The organism is Planococcus sp. 107-1 (assembly GCF_021513255.1).
In the GTDB taxonomy this organism is placed as follows: Bacteria; Bacillota; Bacilli; order Bacillales_A; family Planococcaceae; genus Planococcus.
The window spans coordinates 187,747-212,122 of the sequence record NZ_CP090977.1 but is presented as its reverse complement, the minus strand read 5'-3'; the positions used below and the strand labels follow the sequence as shown (position 1 = coordinate 212,122).

The 24,376-nt window shown below is 44.5% G+C and carries 27 protein-coding genes, 4 pseudogenes and 1 other annotated feature; of the genes and pseudogenes, 13 read left to right on the top strand and 18 right to left on the bottom strand.

The genetic code is table 11. The annotated features are described in order from the left end of the window. Window positions 1–46 precede the first annotated feature (46 nt). The 5 genes from L0M13_RS01305 to L0M13_RS01285 form a co-directional block, all read right to left on the bottom strand. Complete coding sequence (locus L0M13_RS01305) at window positions 47–1,582, bottom strand: solute symporter family protein (RefSeq protein ID WP_235197965.1); 1,536 nt, start codon at window positions 1,580–1,582, stop codon at window positions 47–49. Further along, window positions 1,579–1,995, bottom strand: a complete 417-nt coding sequence (locus L0M13_RS01300; RefSeq protein ID WP_235197964.1) for a DUF485 domain-containing protein — start codon at window positions 1,993–1,995, stop codon at window positions 1,579–1,581. Before L0M13_RS01300 ends, L0M13_RS01305 begins: the two co-directional genes overlap by 4 nt. 176 nt (window positions 1,996–2,171) lie before the next feature. After that, the gene (locus tag L0M13_RS01295) at window positions 2,172–3,161 is read right to left on the bottom strand and encodes a S8 family peptidase (protein WP_235197963.1); all 990 of its coding nucleotides are present in this window, start codon (window positions 3,159–3,161) and stop codon (window positions 2,172–2,174) included. Window positions 3,162–3,190: 29 nt separating this feature from the next. Further along, window positions 3,191–3,445 carry an N-acetyltransferase gene (locus tag L0M13_RS01290; RefSeq protein ID WP_235197962.1) on the bottom strand — a complete coding sequence of 85 codons (255 nt, stop codon included), beginning with the start codon at window positions 3,443–3,445 and terminating at the stop codon, window positions 3,191–3,193. A gap of 50 nt (window positions 3,446–3,495) precedes the next feature. Then, window positions 3,496–3,636, bottom strand: coding sequence for a hypothetical protein (locus tag L0M13_RS01285; RefSeq protein ID WP_235197961.1), 141 nt, complete (start codon window positions 3,634–3,636; stop codon window positions 3,496–3,498). 194 nt (window positions 3,637–3,830) lie between these two features. Between L0M13_RS01285 and L0M13_RS01280 the strand changes: the two genes are divergently transcribed. The 3 genes from L0M13_RS01280 to L0M13_RS01270 all read left to right on the top strand — a co-directional run bounded on the left by L0M13_RS01280 (window position 3,831) and on the right by L0M13_RS01270 (window position 5,815). Beyond that, on the top strand, window positions 3,831–4,208 hold the full coding sequence (locus tag L0M13_RS01280; RefSeq protein ID WP_235197960.1) for a hypothetical protein: 378 nt from the start codon (window positions 3,831–3,833) through the stop codon (window positions 4,206–4,208). Between the two features lie 19 nt (window positions 4,209–4,227). Then, window positions 4,228–4,665 carry an STAS domain-containing protein gene (locus L0M13_RS01275; RefSeq protein ID WP_235197959.1) on the top strand — a complete coding sequence of 146 codons (438 nt, stop codon included), beginning with the start codon at window positions 4,228–4,230 and terminating at the stop codon, window positions 4,663–4,665. 91 nt (window positions 4,666–4,756) lie between these two features. Continuing rightward, a complete protein-coding gene (locus L0M13_RS01270; protein ID WP_235197958.1) occupies window positions 4,757–5,815 on the top strand; it encodes a saccharopine dehydrogenase family protein in 1,059 nt (352 codons plus the stop codon). A 53-nt stretch (window positions 5,816–5,868) separates the two neighbouring features. Here L0M13_RS01270 and L0M13_RS01265 read toward each other — a convergent pair whose 3' ends face one another. The 3 genes from L0M13_RS01265 to L0M13_RS01255 all read right to left on the bottom strand — a co-directional run bounded on the left by L0M13_RS01265 (window position 5,869) and on the right by L0M13_RS01255 (window position 7,910). Beyond that, complete coding sequence (locus L0M13_RS01265) at window positions 5,869–6,618, bottom strand: ABC transporter permease (protein ID WP_235197957.1); 750 nt, start codon at window positions 6,616–6,618, stop codon at window positions 5,869–5,871. Beyond that, a complete protein-coding gene (locus tag L0M13_RS01260; RefSeq protein WP_235197956.1) occupies window positions 6,615–7,346 on the bottom strand; it encodes an ABC transporter ATP-binding protein in 732 nt (243 codons plus the stop codon). Before L0M13_RS01260 ends, L0M13_RS01265 begins: the two co-directional genes overlap by 4 nt. 66 nt (window positions 7,347–7,412) lie before the next feature. Next, complete coding sequence (locus tag L0M13_RS01255) at window positions 7,413–7,910, bottom strand: ferritin (RefSeq protein WP_235197955.1); 498 nt, start codon at window positions 7,908–7,910, stop codon at window positions 7,413–7,415. Window positions 7,911–8,187: 277 nt separating this feature from the next. Here L0M13_RS01255 and L0M13_RS01250 point away from each other — a divergent pair, with 277 nt between their 5' ends. From L0M13_RS01250 to L0M13_RS01240, 3 genes are read left to right on the top strand one after another with little or no spacing between them, the layout of a single operon-like run. Further along, window positions 8,188–8,949 (top strand): GTP cyclohydrolase II, encoded by a 762-nt coding sequence (locus L0M13_RS01250; RefSeq protein ID WP_235197954.1) that lies wholly within the window; start codon window positions 8,188–8,190, stop codon window positions 8,947–8,949. Beyond that, the gene (ribD, locus tag L0M13_RS01245; RefSeq protein ID WP_235197953.1) at window positions 8,936–10,027 is read left to right on the top strand and encodes a bifunctional diaminohydroxyphosphoribosylaminopyrimidine deaminase/5-amino-6-(5-phosphoribosylamino)uracil reductase RibD; all 1,092 of its coding nucleotides are present in this window, start codon (window positions 8,936–8,938) and stop codon (window positions 10,025–10,027) included. The genes L0M13_RS01250 and ribD overlap by 14 nt, the downstream gene beginning before the upstream one ends. A gap of 4 nt (window positions 10,028–10,031) precedes the next feature. After that, window positions 10,032–10,604, top strand: a complete 573-nt coding sequence (locus tag L0M13_RS01240; RefSeq protein ID WP_235197952.1) for a 5' nucleotidase, NT5C type — start codon at window positions 10,032–10,034, stop codon at window positions 10,602–10,604. Window positions 10,605–10,646: 42 nt separating this feature from the next. Here the strand turns inward: L0M13_RS01240 and L0M13_RS01235 are convergent, their stop codons facing one another. The 6 genes from L0M13_RS01235 to L0M13_RS01210 form a co-directional block, all read right to left on the bottom strand. Further along, window positions 10,647–11,012, bottom strand: coding sequence for a nuclear transport factor 2 family protein (locus L0M13_RS01235; RefSeq protein WP_235197951.1), 366 nt, complete (start codon window positions 11,010–11,012; stop codon window positions 10,647–10,649). Further along, complete coding sequence (locus L0M13_RS01230; protein ID WP_235197950.1) at window positions 11,009–11,188, bottom strand: hypothetical protein; 180 nt, start codon at window positions 11,186–11,188, stop codon at window positions 11,009–11,011. Before L0M13_RS01230 ends, L0M13_RS01235 begins: the two co-directional genes overlap by 4 nt. Window positions 11,189–11,301: 113 nt before the next feature. Further along, the gene (locus L0M13_RS01225) at window positions 11,302–11,601 is read right to left on the bottom strand and encodes a hypothetical protein (protein WP_235197949.1); all 300 of its coding nucleotides are present in this window, start codon (window positions 11,599–11,601) and stop codon (window positions 11,302–11,304) included. A gap of 122 nt (window positions 11,602–11,723) precedes the next feature. Then, on the bottom strand, window positions 11,724–12,632 hold the full coding sequence (locus L0M13_RS01220; protein WP_235197948.1) for an NAD(P)/FAD-dependent oxidoreductase: 909 nt from the start codon (window positions 12,630–12,632) through the stop codon (window positions 11,724–11,726). 132 nt (window positions 12,633–12,764) lie between these two features. Continuing rightward, the gene (gene hisC / locus L0M13_RS01215; protein WP_235197947.1) at window positions 12,765–13,874 is read right to left on the bottom strand and encodes a histidinol-phosphate transaminase; all 1,110 of its coding nucleotides are present in this window, start codon (window positions 13,872–13,874) and stop codon (window positions 12,765–12,767) included. Between the two features lie 100 nt (window positions 13,875–13,974). Then, window positions 13,975–14,871, bottom strand: a complete 897-nt coding sequence (locus tag L0M13_RS01210) for a DMT family transporter (protein ID WP_235197946.1) — start codon at window positions 14,869–14,871, stop codon at window positions 13,975–13,977. A 143-nt stretch (window positions 14,872–15,014) separates the two neighbouring features. Here L0M13_RS01210 and L0M13_RS01205 point away from each other — a divergent pair, with 143 nt between their 5' ends. Next, window positions 15,015–15,743 carry a SurA N-terminal domain-containing protein gene (locus tag L0M13_RS01205; RefSeq protein ID WP_235197945.1) on the top strand — a complete coding sequence of 243 codons (729 nt, stop codon included), beginning with the start codon at window positions 15,015–15,017 and terminating at the stop codon, window positions 15,741–15,743. A gap of 49 nt (window positions 15,744–15,792) precedes the next feature. Here the strand turns inward: L0M13_RS01205 and L0M13_RS01200 are convergent, their stop codons facing one another. Further along, window positions 15,793–16,071, bottom strand: a complete 279-nt coding sequence (locus tag L0M13_RS01200) for a DUF6509 family protein (RefSeq protein WP_235197944.1) — start codon at window positions 16,069–16,071, stop codon at window positions 15,793–15,795. A 130-nt stretch (window positions 16,072–16,201) separates the two neighbouring features. Here L0M13_RS01200 and L0M13_RS01195 point away from each other — a divergent pair, with 130 nt between their 5' ends. Next, window positions 16,202–16,849, top strand: coding sequence for an SDR family oxidoreductase (locus tag L0M13_RS01195; RefSeq protein WP_235197943.1), 648 nt, complete (start codon window positions 16,202–16,204; stop codon window positions 16,847–16,849). Between the two features lie 92 nt (window positions 16,850–16,941). After that, window positions 16,942–17,318, top strand: a pseudogene (locus L0M13_RS01190) (nucleotide excision repair endonuclease). Between the two features lie 161 nt (window positions 17,319–17,479). Here L0M13_RS01190 and L0M13_RS01185 read toward each other — a convergent pair. Continuing rightward, window positions 17,480–17,896, bottom strand: a complete 417-nt coding sequence (locus L0M13_RS01185) for a GNAT family N-acetyltransferase (RefSeq protein ID WP_235197942.1) — start codon at window positions 17,894–17,896, stop codon at window positions 17,480–17,482. A 144-nt stretch (window positions 17,897–18,040) separates the two neighbouring features. Here L0M13_RS01185 and L0M13_RS01180 point away from each other — a divergent pair, with 144 nt between their 5' ends. Next, the gene (locus L0M13_RS01180; protein ID WP_235197941.1) at window positions 18,041–18,895 is read left to right on the top strand and encodes a dimethylarginine dimethylaminohydrolase family protein; all 855 of its coding nucleotides are present in this window, start codon (window positions 18,041–18,043) and stop codon (window positions 18,893–18,895) included. A gap of 59 nt (window positions 18,896–18,954) precedes the next feature. Here L0M13_RS01180 and L0M13_RS01175 read toward each other — a convergent pair whose 3' ends face one another. Next, entirely contained in the window at window positions 18,955–19,545 is a 591-nt protein-coding gene (locus tag L0M13_RS01175) for an anthranilate synthase component II (protein WP_235197940.1), read from the bottom strand. Beyond that, a pseudogene (trpE, locus tag L0M13_RS01170) lies at window positions 19,542–20,880 on the bottom strand (anthranilate synthase component I). The gene L0M13_RS01175 and the pseudogene trpE overlap by 4 nt, the downstream one beginning before the upstream one ends. A gap of 74 nt (window positions 20,881–20,954) precedes the next feature. Next, window positions 20,955–21,164, bottom strand: a binding site (T-box leader). Window positions 21,165–21,375: 211 nt separating this feature from the next. Between trpE and L0M13_RS01165 the strand changes: the two are divergent. The 3 genes and pseudogenes from L0M13_RS01165 (at window position 21,376) to L0M13_RS01155 (ending at window position 24,347) form a co-directional block, all read left to right on the top strand. Then, entirely contained in the window at window positions 21,376–22,641 is a 1,266-nt protein-coding gene (locus L0M13_RS01165; protein WP_235197939.1) for an ABC transporter substrate-binding protein, read from the top strand. Window positions 22,642–22,645: 4 nt separating this feature from the next. After that, window positions 22,646–23,520, top strand: a pseudogene (locus tag L0M13_RS01160) (carbohydrate ABC transporter permease). 18 nt (window positions 23,521–23,538) lie between these two features. Further along, window positions 23,539–24,347, top strand: a pseudogene (locus tag L0M13_RS01155) (carbohydrate ABC transporter permease). The last annotated feature ends 29 nt before the right edge of the window (window positions 24,348–24,376 follow it).

Sequence of the window (24,376 nt, the reverse complement as noted above, 5' to 3'; positions counted from 1 at the left end):
CCTTCTCATAGAAAGAGAGGGCGGCTCGCCTAACGGACTTCTTATCTTATAACTGTCTGAATCCGCCTGTATTGGCACGGACTTTAACTTCAGCATATTTCTTGATATCGCTTTCCTTCGAAAGCAATGTTCCCACCAGTCCGCCGATAAAGCCGAGCGGGATAGAAACGATGGCCGGGTTAGTCAGCGGGAAAATCGGCGTTCCTGTGATGATCGCTGCACCAGCTTCCGGATTCATCACGCTTGGACTGATTGAAACTAGAACTAACGCTGAGATCAAACCGGTCAAAATAGCAGAAATGGCTCCTGTCGTGTTGAACTTCTTCCAGAAAATTGTGTAGATGATAACCGGTAAGTTTGCACTCGCGGCGATACAGAACGCCAATGATACCAAGAACGCAACGTTCAAGTTTTGGGCGAAAATCGCCAAAAGGATGGAGAATACAGATACGCCGACAGAGGCATAGCGTGCAGCCAGCATCTGTTCTCTTTCGGAAGCCTTCCCTTTTTTGATGATTTGGCCATAAATATCATGGGCAAAAGCAGAAGCACCCGTTAGTACAAGACCTGCCACTACGGCTAAGATTGTCGCAAATGCCACCGCGGAAATGAAGGACATCAAGATGTCTCCACCAAGCGCCTGAGCAAGGAGCGGTGCTGCCATATTTCCGGCAGCATTGGTGCTGATAATCTTTTCGGAACCTACGAATGCAGCAGCCCCGAACCCAAGGAAAATTGTCATTACATAGAAGATGCCGACGATCCAAGTTGCCCACATTACCGAGCTTCTTGCCGTTTTCGCATCACGAACTGTAAAGAAACGCATTAAGATGTGCGGCAATCCGGCTGTTCCAAGAACAAGTGCCAGCATAAGGGAAATCGTATCCAACGGAATCGTGTATTTCACACCTGGATTTAAGAATGCTTCACCATGTGGTGTAGCAGTTTTCACTTGGGCAAACATTTCCAGGATGCTGAAATCGAAGCGCTGCAGCACCAGGAAAGAAAGAATGACAGTACCAACCATCAAAAGAACAGCTTTAATGATTTGAACCCAGCTTGTCGCTGTCATACCGCCAAAAAGAACGTAAATGGTCATCATGACACCCACCAAAAGCACAGCCCATAAATAATCAATGCCGAAAAGCAATTGAATCAATGCTCCGGCCCCTACCAATTGGGCAATCATATAGAAGACGACGATTGTTATAGAGCTCAGTGCTGCAGCTCCTCGAACTTTTTTCGCATTAAAGCGGGCATTGATCATATCAGCTAATGTATACTTCCCTAAATTCCGGAGAGGTTCTGCGACAATGAACAGTACCACGAGATAAGCTACCAAATAGCCGATTGAGAATAGGAATCCATCAAATCCGAATAATGCGATGGAGCCCGCTATCCCTAAGAATGATGCTGCTGATAAATAATCCCCTGCAATGGCCATTCCGTTTTGCCAACCGGTCAACCCTCCGCCTGCCGTGTAAAAATCACTTGTCGAATTGGTCCGTTTTGCAGCGTAATATGTAATGACAAGGGTCATCGCAACGATGACTAAGAAAATAATAATTACTGTAGCATTCATCGATTTTCCTCCTTGTCATAATTAAACTCTTTTAATGTATCTTGAGCCATCTTATCAAACTTCTCTGCCCGCTTCATGTATACGGTTACAAGAATCCACGTCATAGCGAATAAGCTGAAAGCGAATACCCAAACCCAGGAAATATCACCGATAAAAGTAGCTTCGAGAATATTCGAGTACGAAATAATAAAATTAAATAATAGATAAAGTCCTAAAAAAAGGATGGTTGTTGGTACTAGAAAAGCTTTTTTCTTCTTCATTAACTCTTTGAATCCTGCTGAAGATTCTATTGCTAAAAAGTCCGGGACATGTCCTGCTGCTCTTGAATCAGAAACGGTATTGCCATCTTTTACTTTGCTGCTTCCCTTTGAACGAGCAAGTTCTGCATTGGTTTCTGCAATCGGCTTTGACAAATATAACACCCCTTTAAAATTTTAATTTTTCTGAATCTAAAAATAATTAAAACATCCATAAAGTCTCACGTCAATAAAAATCATACAAAATGTGGTAATAGCGGATGGAATTTTATGCAAAAAAACCTCAGAAGCAGTCAGCTGACTCTTCTGAGGTTCTTATTCTTTGCAATTAATTATTCTGGATCAGTTTTCTCCGTGGAGGAATTGAAAAGCTCTAATAACCGCTCGTATTTCTGCAGGATATCGAGGGCAAGCAAACCGTTTCCTTCCGCTGTTTTCGGGTAGCCAAGAGGCACTGTTCTTCTGACCAATTGAGCGTAGAGTTCCGCTTCCGTCAAATCCCGCTGGAATTCTTTTTCAGCAATATTCCTGATCAGTGCCAAGGCTCCAGACACGTGAGGCGTCGCCATTGAAGTTCCTGACAAGCTTGCATATTTGCCGCCTGGATAAGACGAATAGATGTTCATGCCCGGCGCCACCAAATCAATTTCGTTATTGGTGTTGCTAAACGGCGCAATTTTGCGGCTGAAATCTACCGCCCCTATTTGAATGACTTCGCCATAAGCGCCTGGATAAGCGAATTCGTCTGTTTGAGGGCTGTCGTCCCCTTCATTTCCGGCAGCACAAACCACTGGAATCCCTGCATCAACTGCCCGTTTTACCGCTTCATACAATTCAGGAATATCTTCCGGACCGCCGAGAGACATCGAAATCACACTTGTCTGTTCGCCGTTTGGCCCTCTCCAATCGATTGCATAGTGGATGCCGGCAATAATACCGGCATACTCTCCACTGCCGCTTCCATTCAACACTTTAATAATCAGCAAATCGGCACCCGGTGCAACACCTGCAATGCCTCCGCCTTCCCGCAATGAAGCAGCGGCAGTTCCCGCTACATGTGTGCCGTGTCCATTATTGTCATCAAAATTTTCAGAATCTCCATCAAAATCGCTTGTAAAGTTTCTGCCAGCAATGATCCGCTCGATTAAATCCGGGTGATCTGCCTGGCAGCCTGTATCCAAAATAGCAATGACATTTCCTTTCCCGTGTGCTGCCATTTCCCAAATAGCCGGTGCCTGTATCATCCGAACCCCTTCAGGTATTTGCGGTGCCGCTGAAGTAATTTCTTCAATTCGGTATGGTATGAGATGAATTTTTTCCATCAATTTCTCCTCCTAATGAATTGAATTGATTAAAATAACTTTTTTTCCAAGATGATCTTAGCATCCCTATCGGCAGTTGCGTAAATCCCTACAATGTCAAAGGCATTTATGATATTCAGCAAAAGCATGTTTCTCCATTTGTTTTTTGTCCGGGTCTCGATTGTTTTATAGGAATTGGTTCGGGCGTAGTGATGCTGCCGGTCCATCAATTCAGAAGCAATGCCTTTTCCTCTCCATCTGCTATCCACTCCCCCAAGCCAACTATAGAAAGTCCCCTCCTTCAATTCATACCCCATCTTGTAGCCGAGTATCTCATTTTCCTGGAGAGCGATTTCTATCCGCAGCTTCTTTTTTCCTTCATCTGCTCCTCCAAAAAGGCTGATTCACCGAAAATGGATTGATGCAAACGAAGAATTCCTTCCAATAAAACCGGGTCATTTAATTTACCATCTATGCTTTTGTAAATGACTGTCATCTTGTCCTCCTTTAACGATTTAATCGAATGGTTTGCTGCTTAGATTTAGTACGTATAATAGAACGAATGTTCTTAATTGTCAAACGAATAATATGTGGCTATAAAAGGAAATATTAGTTCATTTTTAAAATTTTCCTTTTAAATGTATATAATGGTACTAGGACAATCGAATCTATTATTGGAGTGTGAACTGTATGGAATCAATTTTAAATGTGGCCAAGCATTTGACTGAAAATGCGCAATCTTTATCTAACACAATCGTTGATGACATAGTGCCTACTTTCCCCCACTCTGTTTCCCAACAGGAAATTGACCAAGCTAAAATCGTCTATACCGAGTTTCTGGAATTCCTTGGCGCTTCATTATTGAACGCAGAAGAACATGTACATACCGAATTAGTAAAATGGAGCAAAAAAAATGGCGAGCTTCAGGCAGCTCTTGGCCAGCCAATTTCAACGGTGATTGTCCGCTATCCATCAACCCGCTCTATTTTCATTGACCATTTAACAGCTGTGTCTATGGCTTATCGATTGCCAGCACTCGAAATGATAAATTTAATCAAACGGTTTTAATTATTTATTGGATATCAGTTTGAATGAAGCCATCTTTGCATTCGAACGGTTGACTGAGGAGAAACTCACCGCCAACCGCCGCCAAATCAATGAACTTTCTGCTCCGATCGTATCCATTCAAGAAGGTATTGGCGTTCTTCCATTGATCGGTTTGATTGACCGGGAACGTGCTCAGTACCTGATGGAACATATCGTACCGAAAATTCCTTCTTTGAATATTGATACATTAATTGTCGATTTCTCTGGCATCCTCATGATCGACAACCAAGTGGCTGACCAGTTGCTCAAAATCTCAAGTATGCTGAAGCTGCTCGGTATCGCTATTGCTTCTACGGGCATCCGCCCCCAAATTGCACAGGCGATGATCCATGAAGGCGTCAACCTTTCGACCATCCGAAGTTATGCAACTGTCAGACAAGCTCTAGAAGATATGAATAAATCAAAGGCCGGAAAATAACAAAATGCGTCGAGAGAGGGTTCACTGGATTTTCCAACAGGTTGCCGTCAGAATGGTTGTAAGTTTCAAACCATAAAGGAGTTGGACAGAAATGGAGAAATGGCTTTTATACGGAGCTTATGGCTTTACAGGTGAATTGATTGCACGCGAAGCAGTTAAGCGAGGGCTGTCACCGATTTTGGCTGGCCGAAATGCGCAGAAACTTCAGCCGCTCGCAGATGAATTAGACCTCGACATGCGTGCTTTTTCTTTGGATGCACATGCGGCGGACCATTTGGCCGATGTTTCGCTGGTCCTCCATTGTGCCGGCCCTTTCAGCAAAACTAGCCAACCCATGATGAAGGCCTGCCTTTCTGCAGGGGCGCATTATTTGGATATCACCGGTGAAATCGATGTCTTTGAACAAGCCCATGCCTTAAAAGAACAAGCGAAACAAAAAGGCATCATTATTTGTTCCGGTGTCGGTTTCGATATTATTCCAACTGACTGCACAGCTTTTAAATTAAAAGAATTAATGCCCGATGCCGTTTCGTTGTCTCTTGGCTTTGATTCGGACTCCGGAATTTCGAGAGGCACTTATAAAACGATGATCGAAGGATTGGGTTCCGGCAGCATGATCCGACAAGACGGGGAGCTAATGCCTGTGCCTCTTGGAAGCCAGCGCCGCGTCATCGATTACGGGAGAGGGCCGCGTTCTTCCATGGGCATCCCTTGGGGAGACGTTTCAACCGCTTACTACACAACCGGCATTCAAAACATTTCTGCTTGGACGCCCGTCCCCCTCCCAGCAGCAATCGGCGCTCGCTTTATCGGCGGCCTGCACCCTGTTTTATCATCCGCCGCGGTTCAAAAGACATTGAATAATTGGGTGGATCAGCGCATATCCGGACCGGACGAAGAACTTCGCTCCAACTCTCCTGCTTTTATATGGGGAGAAGCCCGGAATGTAGCAGGCTTAAGAAAAGTCGCTCGCCTTCAGACAGCCAATGTATACGACTTAACGATTTACGGCGCATTGGAATGTGTCACTCGAGTGCTGGCTGAACGATTTACGGGAGGCAGCTACACGCCATCCATGCTATTCGGCTCAAGCCTTGTCGAAGAACTGCCAGGCTCAGGAAATTTCGAAGTCGATACCTTTTACCCTTAATTAATTAATAGAAAAAGGGGTTGTCCCAAATTACTTTTAGGACAACCCCTTTTTCAATTCTTCAGTAATTGCATCCGTTGGTTGAACAAAGTCGGATAAGATAGGAATCCCAGCAAAACGCTCGTGACGGCTGCAGTCGTTAGCAATAGGAACATGATCAGCAATTGGAATTGCACGGCTTGAATCGGGTCCGCACCGGCAATGATTTGACCGCTCATCATACCAGGCAATTGCACAAGCCCGACGGTTTTCTGGCTCTCGATGGTCGGGATCATACTGGCTTTGATCGATTGGATCAATTGTCTGTGAATCGCTTGTTTCGGGGTGCCTCCAAGCGATAGGATCAGTTCCGTTTGATCTTGATGCGATTCCACTTCCGAAGTGAAGCGATTCAAGAATAGGATGGAAAGCACCATGGAGTTCCCGATCACCATCCCGCTGATGGAAATGATGTATTGGGCAGTTGGCGGCGTGATATTGAATCCTAAAAGAATGCTTTGGGTGAGGATTTCCACAAATACGAGCGTTACCGCTATTTTCCAGGTAATCCCTTTAATCGCAGCCCCTTTCTTCTGTGCATTATGCGTGGCCGCTACAATCATCAACGTCACCATCAGGAAAATATAAAGCAAGCTCTCCGAATCAAAGACGAATTTCAGGATAAATCCGACTGCCAGCAATTGAACAATCGAACGGATCGTTGCAATAATGGTGTCTTTTTCTAATCCAAGATTCAAGGTCTTCGATAGGATCAAGGGAATGACAACGAAAATAAGGGTAATCGATAAGGTCAAATAAGTCATTTAACTTCCCCCTTCACAAAGACTTTGACTTTTTCATTGTGCGGGTCTTCCAATAATTCGCTTTCCCCGGTTTCGACAACTTCCCCGTTCATCATGACCCAGGTAAAATCACCGATTTCCAAAGCTTGCTGCAAATTATGGGTAATCCAAATGATTGCTGCTTTGTATTTTCGATTGATCTTTACAACCAATTCTTCGATTTCTTTCAGTGAAGTCCGGTCTAAAGATGAAGTGATTTCGTCCAGCAATAAAATTTGAGGGCGATTCACCAAAGTCCTGGCAATCGACACTTTCTGCCGCTGCCCTCCTGATAAATCTTTGACGTTCCTCTTTAAAAGTTCTTTTTCTAAACCGACATCTTCCAATAAGCTAAGAGCCCGGCTTTCCTCCAATTTTTCATTTTTCAATGCCAGCGGCAAATTTAAATTGTCATAGACAGATCCATCAATCATCGGCGCACTTTGCAAAGCAATGCCGACAGTCCGGCGAAGTTCCACCGGTTCATATTGCTGGATCGATACGCCGTTAATATAGATTTCACCGGATTTTGGTGACAATAAGCCATTGCATAATTTAAGCAAGGTCGTTTTCCCTGCTCCAGACGGTCCCACTAAAGTGGTGATTTTTCCGGCTGGAAAAGAACCGGTGATGTCTTTTAAGATGTTCAGGTCTCCAATGGAATAATCCACATGCTTAAAATGAATCGCCGGTTTATAGTCGATCGCCATAGTCTCACTCCTTTTCTCAAAAAATAAAACAGCACACAGTCAGCAGTGTGCTGTTTTAAAATCGCTTTACTCTTCTAATTTGCGTTCGGCGAATTCGTCATCCATCTTAAGGAAGTATTCTCCGCCTTCTTCAATATGTTTCATCCGGGTAATCATATCCCGAAATGTTTTTTCTTCTTCCATCTGCTCTTCAATGAACCAGTCAAGGAAAGAAAGAGTCGCATGTTCCTGCAATTCATCAGCCAGTGTAACGAGTGCGTAAATATTGCTCGTCACTTCTTTTTCCTGGACTAATGAACTTTCCAAAACATCCAGTGCACTTTCATAATGGTTTTTTGGTTCGCTCAAGGATTGCAGCATTGGCTTTTCATCCATCGTCACCAAATACTCGTAAAATTTCATCGCGTGATAATGCTCTTCTTTGGCCTGCACTAAATAGAAGTTAGCAAATCCATGATACCCTTTTTTCGAGAAATAAGCGGCCATGGCTGTATAGGAATGGGATGCCTGCAACTCGTTATTGAATTGATCATTTAATGCTAATACTAATTTTGACGGTAACATGTAATCATCCTCCTGTTTCTTATTTAGAATCATTCTAATGTAGATAATATAACACATCCTTTAAATCATTGCAAAATAAATGAGAATAGAATAATATAATTGAGAATAATAATCATTTAAATAAAGATATTAAACTTTCTAAACGATAATAATTATTATTTAAAAATATTATTAATATATTCTATTCGATTTCGAAGCTTTTAACTTACTTTTAGTAACCGATTGTTGTATGATAACGGTACAAGTTTGATTAAGCTATTCAAGAGGGGGAAGCAAAATGACTTCTACAAAATTAGAACCTGAAGTTTTTTCAGTATTAAAAGATAAGATAAAAATGGTTGAATCCGATGAAGGTGCGATTTATCTTGTAGGCCCGATCCGCCTGCCGGTTAACTTATATGATGAAACCGTCATTTTCCAATGGTATTGCTGGTTGAAACACGATGAAACAACAGATGATATCGAAAGCATCATCGAGAAACTTTCTTCGTCGAACCTGGCCGAATACCAGCAATCAAGTGTACTGGTATATGGAGATTTTGAAAACAGCGAAGACGCTTTGATTCGCATGCATTCGATTTGCCATACCGGAGACATCTTCGGCAGCAAACGCTGCGACTGCGGCTTCCAATTGAAACAATCCATGAAGCAAATCACAGAACACGGTTCTGGCGCTTTGTTCTATTTGGCGAACCACGAAGGCCGCGGCATCGGACTTTTCAGCAAAGCGATGGCTTATGTCCTGCAGGAAAACGGCTACGACACGGTCGAAGCCAATGAAAGCTTGGGATTTGTCGATGATTCGCGGAACTACGAAGACGCGATTGCCGTCTTAAAAACCCTTCGGACAAAACCGGTCACTTTGCTGACCAATAACCCGAAAAAAATTCATGCGCTTGAAAATGCTGGGCTGCCGCTCGCTGGACGCACAGCACTTTGGGGCGATAAATCGGAATACAATTCCAAATACCTGCAGACAAAAATCAATCGTTCCGGCCACTTACAAGACGAGGAGGGCCCTGTTCATGCCAAACCATGAGTTTTATATGGATTTAGCCTTGAATAATGCCCAGTCTATGAAAGGACAGACCTTTCCGAATCCCTTGGTAGGTTCGGTCATCGTCAATGAAAGCCGGATTGTCGGCGTAGGTGCCCATCTTAAAGCCGGGGAACCGCACGCAGAGATCCATGCACTGCGGATGGCGGGCGATGCTGCAAGAGGAGGAACCATTTATGTCACCTTGGAACCCTGTTCCCACCACGGCCGGACAGGTCCTTGCGCTGAAGCGATCATCAAAGCTGGATTGAAAAAAGCTGTGGTGGCCACATTAGACCCAAACCCTGTCGTTTCCGGAAATGGCGTGAAGATGCTGGAAGATGCCGGCATTGAAGTAATCGTTGGCATACGCGAGGAAGAATCCCGCAAAATGAATGAAGTCTTCAATAAATTCATTGTTAAACAGCGCCCTTTCGTTACGTTGAAAGCCGCTTCTACTTTAGATGGCAAAATTGCGACCCATGCCCTCGACAGCAAATGGATCACTTCCGAAGAAGCACGCTACGATGTACATAAATTGCGAAGCGAAAACCAAGCGATTCTTGTAGGAGTCGGAACTGTCATCGAAGATGATCCCGAATTGACTGCACGCATCCCTAATGGCCGCAACCCTTTGCGCATTGTCTTGGATTCCAGCCTGCGCATTCCGCTGGATGCGAAGCTCGTGACAGACTCTTTAGCAGAGACTTGGATTTTCACGGCAAAGCAAGTGGATGGAAACAAAAAAGCGGTATTGGAAGAACGCGGCATACGCATTTTCGAGACTAGCGGAGAAACCCGGGTCGACCTTCCGGATGTTTTGCGCACGCTCGGCGAGCAGTCGGTTTCTTCTTTATTCATCGAAGGCGGCGGAACAGTCAACGCCTCGTTCTTAGAAAATGGGTTTATTGACAAAGCAGTGCTCTACTTCGCTCCGAAATTGATCGGCGGCAAAAATGCACCGACGTTTTTAGAAGGAACTGGTTTTGATTTGATGAAAGATGCCATCGACCTCGAAGAAGGCGAATTTACGAAAGTCGGCAAAGACTTTAAATTTACAGCTTATCCAGTTAGGAGATAAAAAAATGAAATTTGGATTCGATATTGATGATACCTTAATCGATTTGCGGGGCTATGCGTTCCAGCTTTATCAACAAAAGCTAGGGCGCGAAGTTGCCCGTGAATTGTTCGACCAGCTCAACCGAGTAGAAATTCATGAATTATTCGATTTGACGGACGAAGAAGGAAGCAATATGTGGAATAGTTCGCTCGCTGAACTATATTATGCGGAATGCCCCGTTTATCCAGGCGCCGTGGAAATTCTGCAGCAGCTCGATAAGGAAGGCCATGAAATTTTCTATATTACAGCTCGCGGCGCCGCACATGGTGAGGAAACGAAAAACTGGATGAAGAGCCAGGGCTTCCCTGTAAAAGACAGCCAGTTTTATTGCGGCATGAAAGACCATGAGAAGTTTGAAATCATCAAAAATCTCGAACTGGACTATTATTTTGATGACAAACCTGCAGTGATCGACACTTTGTCCGGCGATTCTTTGAACGTCATTATCCGAGACCAATCGTACAATCGGCATGTCGAAGGAGTCCGCTTAACTGACTGGTCCGAGTTCCATCAACTTGTAAAAAGCAAAACCAACTAAAAAAGCTGGCCATCTTCCATGGCCAGCTTTTTTCTTTATCCATTAAACCAAGTCTTCTTCGCTCAGCCCACTCGAACCAAACGCATCTTCCAATAAATCAAAACGTGCTATTTGCGTGACTTTGCCCTCTTTTACTAAGAAAAATGAATAAAGGATGACTTCTCCGTTCTCATTTTCCCAAGAAGCTTTTTGTTCATAGATCATTTTGCTGCCTTTCAGGTATCGGGCGAGCGTCTCCAATTGAATTCCGGAGTTTTCCACCCATTGCGCAAGCATGTCTTGCCCTGCAGCTGTGCCTCTCGGACCGCTGATTTCGACATTTGTCGCTGATAGGCTTAGCACACCATCAATATCTTTGGCATTTACACAATCCGTCCATTGATCGGCAATTTCAATCACTGATTTCATCTGGCATGGCTCCCTTCATCAGGCAATTTTTCAAAAATCACTAAGGCAAGCGTCGCTGCCGGCCCGGCAATCAGCGATAATAGAAACCAATTCAATCCGCTCCTGTTCTTCCCTTGGGCAATCCCGGCATTGATCAACGCTAATGTCCCCCAACCTACGAAATAATCGCCTTTCACTCGCCCACCCCCTTTTTTCTAAATTTTAGCATAAAGCCCGCTTTCCATCAGCGGCAAATGCTGTTTTATTTAGGTTTTGGCAACAAAAAAAGAAGCCGCTTCGCCGCTGCTTCTCAGTAATTTTCATTTTTTATTTTCTTGAAAGTCCGGACAAACTTCATCGGATTTTCAAAGACTTTATAAGTGACCACTCCCCTATGCGTGTGCAGATAAAGGAGATTGGCTTCTTCCGAAAACGATTTATAGGAAATATCCCAGACATTGTCCAAGCTGAATTTTGTCGTGGAAGCGATGAGATGGTCTTCAAAAAGATGGATGCTGTATTCCGATTGCGTAATCTTCATTTCACCGGCTTCAATGGACCGTTCGGTGTCGATATACGTAATGGTTGATAAAACATTCGATTGATCCATTTCGGCTCGCCTCCTAGCATTCTGTATGGAAAGTTTAACCCATAAAGCCAGGTATACGCAAAAGATTCGTTTAAAAAAGCAGACAAGCCAGTAGCTGTCCGCTTTGAAAAATTACTTATTCTTCATTCGCTGTCAAAATACTCATTGGTCAAATCCCCATTGACGCCGATGGCTGCAGCACTTCCTTCGCCTGCTGCAATTACGAGTTGAGAAGGGACGATAAGCGACGCATCTCCAGCAGCATAGACATTCCAGACATTTGTGCGCCCATAGCCGTCCGTTAAAATACCGCCGTATTCATTTTGGTTGCAGCCTAATTCTTTCGCGAAACTTGTCGGATGGCTCCAAAGCGGTGTGACAAACCCTCCTGTACGGTCAATCAAGGTTCCGTCTTCAAGTCTGACGCTGCGTAATTGTCCATTTTCGCCTTCCAGGCCATCGATAATTTCTTCCCTGACTTTAATGCCTTTGGCAATCAGCTTTTCCTTTTCTTCCAAATCAAGCCGGCCTTCCCCATTGGTAAAGACGACCAAATCTTTGCTCCAGGTATATACTTTTTTCGCCAATTCAAAAACACTCTTATCTGCAATGACTGCGAGCGGCTGGTCCTTCAATTCCCATCCATCGCAATACGGACAGCTGAAAAGGCTCGTTCCATAGAATTTCTCTATGTCCGGAATATTCGGAAGCTGTTCTTTCAACCCGGTAGCCAGGATAATCTTGATGCTATGGAAAGTCTCGCCTTGCTCCGTCATCAATTCATAATGGGTTTCCGTCACACGCTTTATTTCTTTCACACGGCTGTTTTTCAATTTTACCGAATCGTATTTGGCAATATCTTGGCGCCCCAGTTTCTTAAATTCTTCAGGGCAGATGCCATCGCGTGTAATAAACCCGTGTGATTCGCGAGTGACTAAATTCCGGCCGTGGTCGTCATCGAACAATAGGGTGTTTCTGCGGGATCTTCCAAGAACCAAAGCGGCGTTCAATCCAGCTGGCCCGCCTCCAATAATTGCGCAATCGTATATCATGCCATCCATCCTTTATAAATCAGTTTAATCATAGAGTTTCCCGCTTAACTAGCAGGATAAACGGAGGAAAAGCCCTGTTTTTCGAATTTCAGCCAATGTAAAAGCCGCCTCCTGATTGGAAGCGGCAATTTTTCACACTTGTTTAGCCAATAAACCTGTCAAAACTTCAATGAAGAATTCATTTTCTTCTTTAGTTCCGACCGAAACGCGGATATACTCCGGCAAGCCCCACGTTTTTCCGTATCGTACAATAACACCTTTAGCCATCAATTCCTTATAAAGCGCTTCTCCGTTTGGCCCTACATTCACCAAAATAAAGTTCGCCATACTTGATGTATACGCCAAACCTAATTCATCAAAAGCTTTGTAAAGCTGCTCACGCCCTGCTTTATTGGCCGTTTGAGAAGCTTCAACATGTTTCTTGTCTGAAATGGCTGCCGTAGCTGCTATTTGGGCAAGCGTGTTGACGTTGAATGGCTCTTTCACTTTTAGAATGGATTGCACAATCGATTCCGGTGCAATGCCGAATCCGACCCGTACCCCTGCAATGCCATAGATTTTCGAAAATGTCTGAAGTGCGACAACAGGATACCCCGCATTGATATACTCGATGCCGTCCGTATAATCTGCTGCCTCAGCAAAATGGCTGTATGCAGCATCGATGACGACCAGTACATCTTTGACAGCATTCAGCAATTTTTCGATGTCCGCTTTTTGCATGTACGTGCCTGTCGGGTTATTTGGCGAACAAATATAGATGATTTTCGTTTTTTCTGTTACCGCGGCGATCAATGCGTCCACATCGTATTCGAAACCGGCAGCAAATGGCACCGGTACGACATCTGCTCCCATAATATGTGCGCCGAAATCGTATTCACTGAATGAAGGCGATGGCACAATAATTTCATCCCCTTGTTCAAGGAACGCTTCCGAAATTAACGTGATCAATTCGTCCGCGCCATTCGTCGTGATGACTTGGGAAGGAGTGACTTCATAGCGGTCCGCAATGGCTTGCTTCAAAACGGTCGCGTCCGCATCCGGATAGCGGTTCAATTCAGCTAAGCCCGTTTGGATGGCTTCTACAGCTTTCGGAGAAGGACCGAGCGGATTTTCATTTGAAGCTAATTTTATGACGCGATCCAATCCCAATTCTTTTTGGACTTCCCAGATCGGTTTCCCTGGAGAATAAGGCTGAATCGTTTCTAAAGTTTTGCGTGCTTTAATTGTAATGGGGTTTGTCATATTGATTCCTCCAACAGTAGTATGTATTTTTATTTCAATGTATTTATAATCATACCATTTAAGACATACAATTCAACGCTGCTTGGCTATTCGATTCTTCTTAATCCGAAGAAATCAGCCGTTTAATCGGCGGTTTTTGGCGATTCACCAAATAGATGCTTAAAACAATCAATAGTAAGCCGATGACTAAAGTTGCGGTTACCGGTTCATGCATAAAGACAGTCCCGGTCAAAACCGCAATCAACGGGACTAAAAAAGTGAACGCCGCCACTTTGCTTGCTTCTCCATTATTCATCAAATGAAAATAAATAACGAAGGCGACCGGGATGCCGAATGTGGAACCGAATCCAAGGCCAAAAAGGTAAGTGGCATTCCATGTAATCTCCGTCCAGTTTTCTATGAAGCTTCCAGCCGTGATTAAAATGATTCCGCCGATGATGAATTGCAAAGCGACCATCCACATCGAATCAATGCGTAAACTGATTTTTTTTACATAAATGACACCTAATGCCCAACTAAGCGCAGCAAGCAGCCCTAAGACAATTCCAGTCACCGATAAAGTTCCGGATAAACTATCTGCACTGATAACCAAAATGCCAAGGAAACCTAAAAACAGTCCGGTTATTTTAAAAACCGTCATTTTCTCGCCCAGCCAGAGCCAGGCAAAGATGCCAATTAACACCGGTTGAAAATAGACAAGGACCGAAAACAATCCACCTGGCAAATAATTGAGGCCAGCTGTTTGCAGCCCGTAGAAAAGAACAGCATTCAATAAAGCCGAAATACTGTAGGCCGGCCAATTTTCCCGCCACTTGATGCGCTTCCAAACCGGCAGCAGGACCAGCGCCAACAACAGTCCGCCAATCAGCGTACGGGACCCCGCAAAAAGGATCGGCGGCGTAAAATCGAGAGCTGCCTTATAAATGGACCAGCTGATTCCCCAGATAAAAACCAGCAGAACGAGAAGCCCAGTTGCCCGATTCAAATATTTTGCCATCATACAGCCCCCGATAGTAAGATTGTCTATAATAGTTTATTGTACAGAATAATGGCATTATTGACACGAGGCAAGGGTACTATTTGTGTCCAGCGTACAAATGTGCTTTACTGTAACGAGACAAACATAGAGGAGATTTTCAGATGATCAAAAAGATGAAATTTGCATTAGCCCCTTTTCTTTTATTGTTAACTTTAGGAGCTTGCTCAGATAATGAAGAGGCACAGCCAAAAGAGGACGAAACTGCAAAATCAGCGGAAGAGACAACGGAAGAACAGCCAACAGAACTGGATTTGCCCGCTGAAGAAGACGTTGTAGTCGTTGTGAATGAAGAAGAGATTTTAGGAAATGTCTATAATAGTGTGGCACGCCAGTTGGAAAGCACTTTAGCAGCAGACGGCAAAAAAGCGTCAGAACCGGAAAATGCAGAATTGGTGAAAGAACAGGCGATCACTGTAATCGTCGGCAACAAACTGATTTTGCAGGATGCGGAAGAAAAAGGCTATAAAGCGGAAGATGCCGCTGTTGAAGAGCGGCTTGAATCATTGAAAGGCCAATTCGAAGATGAAAAAGCGATGAACGAAGCTTTGGAAAGAACCGGATTCACTTTGGATGATATGGAAGGCCAGCTTCGTGACCAAATCGTCTACGAACAATATGTAGCCGAAGAAGTAAAAGCAAAAGAAGTGACTGACGAAGAAGTGAAAGAAGCATACGATGGCTTTGCTTCGTCATCTGAACAAGAAGCTCCAGCTTACGAAGAGATGGAGCCGACCATCCGCCAATCGCTGGAACAGCAAAACACACAGCAAGCTGTCTATGACCGCATTGAAGAATTGAAAGCAGCAGCTAAAATTGACGTGAAGATTTAATTCAAAAATCCCCAGCTAGCATTTATCTGCTAGCTGGGGATTTTCATTTTTATAGTTTTCCTTGGCAGTAAGCAAGAACTTCCGCTTCTTCGTCTTCTTCAAGAGCGAATTCCAACACATTCCGGCTCAATTTGTCTATAAAATTGTAAAAGGCAACGCGTGTTTCTTCCCCTTCTACTGCAAGAATGACGCGAAGTTCCAAACCGCCTTCTGTATATAACTCGTCGTCTTCATCGACTTCCACATCAAGCAAGAACTCATAGCGTTCGCCTGCAATAATGCCTGTCGGGTCTTTTAGCTGAGAAATGCTGTAATTCGTAATTTCCATGTCATAACACCTCCGTCCCTTTATTCTAGCCTTTATACAGGCATTTGGGTAGCCTTTCGTGCATCTGTTTAAATCGAACGGCAACGGGAATACAGATAAAACCGAAACAAATAAAGGAGTGGAATAGTAGATGAAAGTATTAGTAATTGGTGCAAATGGACAAGTTGGACGAAATATCATAAAAGAACTTTCAGCATCCGAACACGAAGCTGTGGCAATGGTGCGCAAAGAAGATCAAGTGGATCACCTGAAAGAATTGGGTGCACAAAAAGTGGTTCTCGCTGATTTGGAAAAAGATTTCAGTGATGCTTTCAGCGAAGTGGACGCAGTCATTTTCGCTGCAGGATCTGGTGGTTCGACCGGTCCGGACAAAACTTTGACAATCGACTTATGGGGCTCCGCAAAAGCAGCTAAATACGCAGAAGAAAATGGCGTGAAACGTTTTGTTCAGTTGAGTTCGATGGGTACGAACGATCCGGATGCAGGCGGCGAAGAAATGAAGCCATACCTTGTTGCTAAACGAGCAGCAGATGAAATCCTAAAATCGACGAATCTGGATTATACCATCGTCCGCCCTGGTGCTTTATCGGATGAAGATAAAACCGGCAGTATCGAAGTGTCGAGTTCCGGCTTTACTTCCATGGAAGGCCGTTCCATTCCGCGCGCTGATGTAGCGAGTGTTCTGGTGACCGTATTAGACCGTCCAAACACGTACCATAAAACTTTTGAAGTGCTGCAAGGCGGCAATTCGACGGCTTCTGAATTGGATTCCTTGTAATCGTCTGCCTTAGTGCGTGAATTAAGGGCGGATAGATTTCCGCTCCTATTTATGGTACGATAAGCCATACGATAATAGAGGACGTGATAATTATGATTAATATTCAACCCCCAAAAGCGGATGTGACAATTACACAGCGCAAACAAGAAGCAACTGGAGACGAAGCCATCATAAAGCCATTGTACGGTTTTATTGATTTGCATGAAATCCGCGCGATAAAGGCGGCATTATTCAGTTCTTCAACCATAGCGGCGAATTGCTGTTTGTCGGCAAAGCCCGCAAACTTCGCCAGCGTGTGAAAAAGCATTTCGAAGACAATGTATCGCCTTTGAAAAATCACCGCGATGAAGTCCACCGCATCACTGTTTCCATCGTGGAAGATCCGATGGAACGCGAGATTTACGAAACGTATTTGATCAATGCGCTTCAAGCAAAATACAACGTTGATAAAGTCTTCTACAAAGACTGATTCGAAAAAAGCCCGCAGAATGAATTCATTCTGCGGGCTTTTCTTTTTCCGTATTTACGCGACGATTATACATTTTTAAAAATAAATTTCACAGGATTCATAAATGAATTTATATGCACCCTGAAAAATTTCCATGCGTTACGCGCTTCTTTTGTTATTCCCTAAAGCCGCTTTTCAAAATAATGGTGGCTATGGCCAGGCGGATGATTTTCAAGCACGCCAAATTCAACGAATCCCTGTTTTTTGTAAAAGTCCGGTGCCTGAAAACTAAATGTATCTACAACCATTAAATGGCAGCCTGCCTGGCGCGCGTATTGTTCCATCTGTCCCATCAATTGTTCCGCAATTCCCCGTCCTCGCGCATTTTCATCAACCCATAGAAAATCGATATGCATATGGCGCCAAAAGCCGGTTCCAGTAATTCCCCCAATGATTTCATCGCTTTCATCGCGTGCGATGAAGCTCACTTCGTCTAACGGCGATTTGACTTCGTCCGGCACATTGGCCATATTGTGTTCAATGACTTTGCTGCGTATAAAATCACGGTCTTCTTTTATTTCCTGCTGCACAATCTTCATCCCGTATCTCCCCCAACTTATTTTTATGCACTTTCTTCCTTATTTTCGCATCCAGCTTCGCTGCTTGCACGCCTTTTCCAGGTTTTAACCACATTTGATAAAGGGAATAGTAAACTACTAACTACGTTTTTTGGAGGAACTTTTATGTCATCTTACGCAAAAGAAATTCCGTCGGCTTGGTGCAGAAGTGAATACGACCCGTTGCGTTTTGTCTTGCTTTGCCCGCCTAACTATATGGAAATAAAAGAAGTTATCAATGATGTCCAAAAGCGATATCAAGAAGAAAATATTGATGTAGCGATTGCGATGGATCAGCATCGAAAATTCGTCGAAGCTTTAAAAGCTCAAGGAGTGGAAACCGTATTGCTCGATCCTTCCGAGGAATACCCAGAACAAGTCTTCACCCGCGATATCGGCTTTACAGTGGGTGATACGGTGTTTATCGGCGAAATGGCTTCTTCCATCCGCCAAGGAGAAGAATGCGTCTTGCAAGATTGGCTTAACGCTGAACAGATTCGTTCGAAAACCCTCGGCAGCAACCGGGTAGAAGGCGGCGACGTCATCATCGACGGCGATACACTCTACATCGGCATCAGCAGCCGGACTTCAAAAAATGCAGTTCGCGAATTGCAAGAGAAGCTTCCGAATTTCAACGTCATTCCGATTTTTTTTAATGATAAATACCTGCATCTGGACTGCGTATTCAACATCCTTTCCCCGACCGAAGCCTTGATTTTTGAGGAAGCATTGGATCCAGAAACTGTAGAAATGTTAGCAAAACGCTATACGCTCCTTCCGGTCAATGCCAAAGAACAATTTGCGCTTGGTACGAATGTATTATCCATCGGCAACAGACGCGTATTCAGCCAACCGCAAAACGAAGACGTTAATCGACAGCTAAAAGCCCATGGCTTTGAAGTCATCGAAATCGATTTTTCTGAAATCATCAAATCCGGCGGCGCTTTCCGCTGCTGTACGATGCCGATTACAAGAAAATAAAATTTTACAATCGTTTGATCAAAAAAGGAAATCCCCAGTAAAACCGGGGATTTTCTTTTTCATTTTAAAGCCGCCTGCTTTTCGGCAGCCGTTAAAAACCCTTCTATTAATTGATTCCCTTCAGGCGTCCCGATCGACTCCGGATGGAACTGAAAGCCAAAGACCGGATAATCCCGATGCTTTACTGCCATGATGGTGCCGTCATCTTCTGCCACTGCCTGGACTTCAAAACAATCCGGCAACGAACTCTCTTCAATCGCAAGCGAATGATAGCGCATGACCGGCAAAGGCGTGGAGAGTCCTGCAAAGGCGCCTTGCTGTTTGTGGCTGACCATTGAAACTTTGCCATGCCGAATCTCCGGTGCTTGAACGACCTTTCCGCCAAATACAGTTCCGATCAATTGGTGCCCTAAGCAAATTCCAAGCACTGGAATGGATTGATAGACAGCTTCAATCAACTGCAGGGATTCCGGCAACTCTTCCGGATGCCCCGGACCGGGAGATAAAATGATGGCTTCCGGCTGGAGCGCAACAATTTCATCTACCGTCATCACACCGTAGCGGACCACTTTAATTTCTTTTCCCAGTTCTGCTGCCGCCTGATAAATGTTATAAGTGAATGAATCATAATGATCGATCAATAAAATCATCCGAACACCTCCGTCAGTGAACGTGCTTTATGCAGCGTCTCTTCGTACTCGGCTTGCGGATCCGAATCATAGACGATACCGGCACCTGCTTGTACATGGACAAACTGATCCTTGACGACAAATGTCCGGATGGCAAGCGCCACATCCAAATTGCCATTAAAGCCGATATAGCCGATCGCCCCTCCGTATACACCGCGGCGCTCTTCTTCGTACTGCTGGATCAATTGCATGGCGCGCACTTTCGGAGCTCCGGAAACCGTCCCAGCAGGCAGGCAAGACACTAAAGCATCTAGAGGGTGCATCGCTGTATTCAAGTTGCCGGTCACTTCTGAAACGAGATGCATCACGTGCTGGTATTTTTCAATCGCCATGTATTTTGGAATCTTCACTGAACCGATTGCAGCTACCCGACCGACATCATTGCGGCTGAGATCGACCAGCATCTGATGTTCCGCGCGCTCCTTTTCATCATTTGCCAGCTCTTCAGCAAGCATCTGGTCTTCCTCTTCTGTCCGCCCGCTTTCTTGTGCCAGCGATTGGATTGGTCACCATATGGCCGCCGCGGATGGTCAACAAGCTTTCAGGAGAAGCCCCCACTACCGCATAGTCCTCAAAGTCGATATAGAATTGATACGGCGACGGATTTTGCTTGCGCAATTTGCGGTATAAATTGAACGCATTGCCTTGATAAGCAGCAGACAATCTTTGTGATAAGACCAGTTGAAAAACATCGCCTTTACGAATATGCTCTTTCGCTTGCACCACTTGCGCACGGAATGCAGCTGCATCCGTTTTCGATGCAAAATCCAAAGGGTCTTGGCTTTCCCTTTCCTCTCCTTTTTCAGGTACGCGCAATTGCTGTTCCACTTCACCAAGCTTGTCTTCGAACGAAATAATGGTGACATCATTTTTCACGTGGTCAAAAACGATGATCGTTTCGTATAAATGCAGATGGATATCCGGCATCGCCAAACTGTTTTCCTTGGCTGCCTCAATTGGCTCATACGCTTGAATGGCATCGTAGCCGATATAGCCGAGAGCTCCTCCTGTAAACGGGATGCCTTCCAATTCCGCATCGTGAACTGGAAGAAGGGACTTTAATAGTTCAAGCGGCTTCCCTGTATGGTGAATGACTTTTCCCGTTCTAAAATCCTGCTCTTCCAGTTTTTCTCCGTGCCCGATAAATGTTTTGGAAGGGTCTGCTCCGATAAACGAATAGCGGCCCGTAAGGCTTGTTTTCAACGAACTTTCAAGCAGGCATTTCCTTGGCCCTTTCAACCGGTTGAACACCATGATCGGTGTCAAGGAATCGCCATCAATTTTCCTAGTTTTCATCTCCGCTCATCTCCTCTAAGTTAAAGACAGCGCGTTTAAACCATAAAAAAAACCCTACAGGAAATAAAATCCCTGCAGAGGACGGTTCAACCGCGGTGCCACCTCATGTTAAAGCTGATCCAGCTTTCACTTGATCCCCTGTAACGCGGGCAACGGATTCCTCTACTCCGATTTCAAGGAATCACTCATAAGTCCATTCACGCCCGTTCCACACCAGTTTCCACCTGCCACTGGCTCTCTTTGAGTGGAGATCACGCGCTACTCTTCTTATTCATCGATTTGCTCTGCTATTCTCAGCTCAACTGTACTTTGGCGATGCCGCTCCCGGCACCTTCTGCCATCATCCGTACAAAAAGGTTGCTCCTATCTTATTCAATTCCTACTTCAATGTCAACCATGCACTGTTCTTTCTATCGGATAATTCTGTATTAATCAATATATTTACGGTATAACTAGTATTAAGCACGATAACCTATAACAAGGGAGGCTATACAAATGAAGAAGAAATCTTTTTCTTTATTGGCTGGTATGTTGACTTTACTGTTGATTCTAACCGGCTGTGCAGGTGAGAGCGGCGGAAGTGACAGCAGCGGAGAAGGTTCCGGCGATAAGACGACCATCAGTTTTATGCATTGGCGCAATGAAGACAAAGCTGTATTCGATGAGATTATTGCCGAGTTTGAAGAGGCCAATCCCGACATTGCTGTTGAAATGAATATCTACCCTTCCGACCAATACCAAGCGACTGCGCAGCGCATGCTGCAAGAAGGTTCTACAGGCGATGTATTCACTTCTTTCCCAGGAGCCCAATTTGAATCCTTGCAAAAAGCAGGCATTTTCACTGATTTGACTGATGAAGAATTTGTTTCGAAATTTGATGAAAATTTAATTTCCGTCGGACAGAAAGATGGCAAACAAATGGCGCTTCCTTACCAGCTCGTATTTAATATTCCGGTCTATAACAAAGGCATGTTTGAAGAATTAGGATTAGAGGTACCAAAGAGTTGGACTGAGTTTCAAGAAATGGCCGATACACTTCTTGAAAATGGCATCACGCCGATCGCTTTCCCAGGTGCAGACATTGGCCCTAACCAATTCATGAACAGCATGATGATGAATAACGCCTTAGATGAAGACGTCTTTGCAAAATTGCAAAGCGGAGAAGAGTCTTTGACAAACGAATGGTGGGTCAAGACTTTGAAAGACTTCCAATTGCTTGAGCAAAAAGGCTATATCCAAAAAAATGCATTAGGAACGAATGCTGATTCCGCTATGGCAATGGTAGCAAATGAAGAAGCTGCCATGATCGCGACAGGTTCTTACCATATGGCTTCGATCATGGGTTTGAATCCGGATTTGCAATTGGATTTGCTTGCCCCGATTACAGTTGAAGAAAGCGAAGCCGTGTATGAAGGCATCAATACCGCTACTTTCATGCTCGCGGTCAACAGCAAGTCTGAAAAACAGGAACAAGCGAAGAAATTCATCGATTTTCTCAGCGAGCCTGAAATCGCTTCAAAATATGCGAACGGTACAGGCCAGCATTTAACGGTTACAGACGTGAATTACGAATCAGAGGAATTGAAAAATACTGCTTACTGGATTGACGAAAAGAAAACACGGTTCCAGCCGCGCTTCTTAATCACCAACGCACAAATCGAAGATGCGGTGTTGAGTTCAATTGAAAACGTACTCGGCGGTGAAGATCCAATGGCAGCGGCAGAAGCTGCCCAGAAAATCGTAGACGAAAACAGGGAATGATGTCATGAAAACTTCGAAAACCATTTATTTATTTTTTATCCCAGGATTGATCCTTTATAGCATTTTCTTTTTATATCCGACTGTTAGCGCGCTCTTCTACTCGTTCACAGATTGGGATGGCTTCAGTGAGGCGTTTCAATTTGTCGGGTTCAACAATTTTGAGAGGGCGCTTACCGGAGACTCGATTTTCTGGAAAACTGTCGGCAACAACTTGAAATTCATGTTGGTTGTTGTTATTTTGCAAACGATTGTAGCCCTCGCTTTTGCCATGATTGTTCTGAAAAACACGAAGACTACAGTGTTTCTTCGCGCATTGTACTTTTTCCCGACGATCTTATCATCAGTTTCGGTAGCATTTATCTGGTCATTCATTTATGACCCTTCCCTTGGGATCTTAAATCAGCTGCTTGAACTGGCGGGACTTGATTTCCTTGCGCAAAACTGGCTCGGCAATGCGAATATCGCCATCTACTCACTCGCCATCACCCAGATTTGGTTTCACGCGGACAGATGCTCATCGTTTTCGTCGCTGGCCTGCAAGCGATCCCGCAGGAAATGTACGAAGTGGCAAAAATCGAAGGCGCTAGCAAATGGCAGACTTTCCGAAGCGTCACGTGGCCATTGCTTGCTCCTTCTGCTACGATTGTCGTCGCTTATACGACCATCCAATCATTTAAGGCATTTGACCTGGTCTTTGCCATGACTGGCGGCGGACCGAATAACTCGACTGAAATCATTGCAACTTATATTTACGAAGTCGCTTTCAGAAGCTATCAATTCGGTTACGCGAGTTCGATTTCCGTGATCTTTATGATTATTATCGCCTTTATCACGTTCCTGCAATTTAAAGCATTGCGATCGGATCGGGTTTCTTACTGAAGAAAGGAGGACGACAGCTTGTTTTTTAAAAGGTTTTCCCTATTCGTTTATGCTTTGCTAATCTTGGTCCCGTTAATCATCGTTTTGCTGACTTCCGTTAAAACGCTTCAGGAAACTTTCGCAAACCCGCTCGGCTTTCCTGAAGGCGGCATCAAATTCGATAATTACGTCGCCATTTTCCAAGAACAAACCATGGCGGGTTATTTCATGAACAGTACCGTCGTCACTTTGTTCTCGGTTTCCTTGACCTTATTGTTTGCTGCTATGATCGCATTCGGCATTACACGGCTCAATAACTGGCTAGGCAATATTCTTTTTGCCCTGTTTACGCTCGGCATGATGGTGCCGGCCCAAGTGATCATGGTGCCGCTTTACTCGCTCGTTCTGAATATCGGGCTTACCAATAGTTTAGTTGGACTGATTTTAGTCAACATCTCTTCTACCTTGCCGATCGCTGTTTTCATCCTGACCGGATTCATGAAAACTTTGCCAAAAGAATTGTTCGAAGCTTCGACAATCGACGGCGCGGCAATTGGAAGATGTTCACGAAAGTCGCCATTCCCTTGTCCTTGCCTTCTCTCTCGGCAACCGCTATTTTTCTTTTCGTGATGCATTGGAATGACTTGCTTTATCCGTTGCTGTTCATCACGGACAACGCTTATAAAACTTTGCCGCTTGCTTTATTGGAGTTCAGAGGGCAATATGCCACTAACTATCCGATGCTGTTCACCGGTGTCGTCATTGCATCCGCGCCAATGGTCGTTGCCTACGTTTTCTTGCAGCGCTATTTCGTCGCCGGCATGACAGCGGGCGCGGTAAAAGGTTAGTCAAATCGAAGAAAGGCCGGTACCCGTTT

Bases quoted from the DNA above. Each gene is read 5' to 3' on its own strand.
- L0M13_RS01305 (WP_235197965.1), bottom strand. From the start codon at position 1,582: ATGAATGCTACAGTAATTATTATTTTCTTAGTCATCGTTGCGATGACC.
- L0M13_RS01295 (WP_235197963.1), bottom strand. From the start codon at position 3,161: ATGGAAAAAATTCATCTCATACCATACCGAATTGAAGAAATTACTTCA.
- L0M13_RS01285 (WP_235197961.1), bottom strand. From the start codon at position 3,636: ATGACAGTCATTTACAAAAGCATAGATGGTAAATTAAATGACCCGGTT.
- L0M13_RS01280 (WP_235197960.1), top strand. From the start codon at position 3,831: ATGGAATCAATTTTAAATGTGGCCAAGCATTTGACTGAAAATGCGCAA.
- L0M13_RS01270 (WP_235197958.1), top strand. From the start codon at position 4,757: ATGGAGAAATGGCTTTTATACGGAGCTTATGGCTTTACAGGTGAATTG.
- L0M13_RS01265 (WP_235197957.1), bottom strand. From the start codon at position 6,618: ATGACTTATTTGACCTTATCGATTACCCTTATTTTCGTTGTCATTCCC.
- L0M13_RS01260 (WP_235197956.1), bottom strand. From the start codon at position 7,346: ATGGCGATCGACTATAAACCGGCGATTCATTTTAAGCATGTGGATTAT.
- L0M13_RS01255 (WP_235197955.1), bottom strand. From the start codon at position 7,910: ATGTTACCGTCAAAATTAGTATTAGCATTAAATGATCAATTCAATAAC.
- L0M13_RS01250 (WP_235197954.1), top strand. From the start codon at position 8,188: ATGACTTCTACAAAATTAGAACCTGAAGTTTTTTCAGTATTAAAAGAT.
- ribD (WP_235197953.1), top strand. From the start codon at position 8,936: ATGCCAAACCATGAGTTTTATATGGATTTAGCCTTGAATAATGCCCAG.
- L0M13_RS01240 (WP_235197952.1), top strand. From the start codon at position 10,032: ATGAAATTTGGATTCGATATTGATGATACCTTAATCGATTTGCGGGGC.
- L0M13_RS01235 (WP_235197951.1), bottom strand. From the start codon at position 11,012: ATGAAATCAGTGATTGAAATTGCCGATCAATGGACGGATTGTGTAAAT.
- L0M13_RS01225 (WP_235197949.1), bottom strand. From the start codon at position 11,601: ATGGATCAATCGAATGTTTTATCAACCATTACGTATATCGACACCGAA.
- L0M13_RS01220 (WP_235197948.1), bottom strand. From the start codon at position 12,632: ATGATATACGATTGCGCAATTATTGGAGGCGGGCCAGCTGGATTGAAC.
- hisC (WP_235197947.1), bottom strand. From the start codon at position 13,874: ATGACAAACCCCATTACAATTAAAGCACGCAAAACTTTAGAAACGATT.
- L0M13_RS01210 (WP_235197946.1), bottom strand. From the start codon at position 14,871: ATGGCAAAATATTTGAATCGGGCAACTGGGCTTCTCGTTCTGCTGGTT.
- L0M13_RS01205 (WP_235197945.1), top strand. From the start codon at position 15,015: ATGATCAAAAAGATGAAATTTGCATTAGCCCCTTTTCTTTTATTGTTA.
- L0M13_RS01200 (WP_235197944.1), bottom strand. From the start codon at position 16,071: ATGGAAATTACGAATTACAGCATTTCTCAGCTAAAAGACCCGACAGGC.
- L0M13_RS01195 (WP_235197943.1), top strand. From the start codon at position 16,202: ATGAAAGTATTAGTAATTGGTGCAAATGGACAAGTTGGACGAAATATC.
- L0M13_RS01185 (WP_235197942.1), bottom strand. From the start codon at position 17,896: ATGAAGATTGTGCAGCAGGAAATAAAAGAAGACCGTGATTTTATACGC.
- L0M13_RS01180 (WP_235197941.1), top strand. From the start codon at position 18,041: ATGTCATCTTACGCAAAAGAAATTCCGTCGGCTTGGTGCAGAAGTGAA.
- L0M13_RS01175 (WP_235197940.1), bottom strand. From the start codon at position 19,545: ATGATTTTATTGATCGATCATTATGATTCATTCACTTATAACATTTAT.
- L0M13_RS01165 (WP_235197939.1), top strand. From the start codon at position 21,376: ATGAAGAAGAAATCTTTTTCTTTATTGGCTGGTATGTTGACTTTACTG.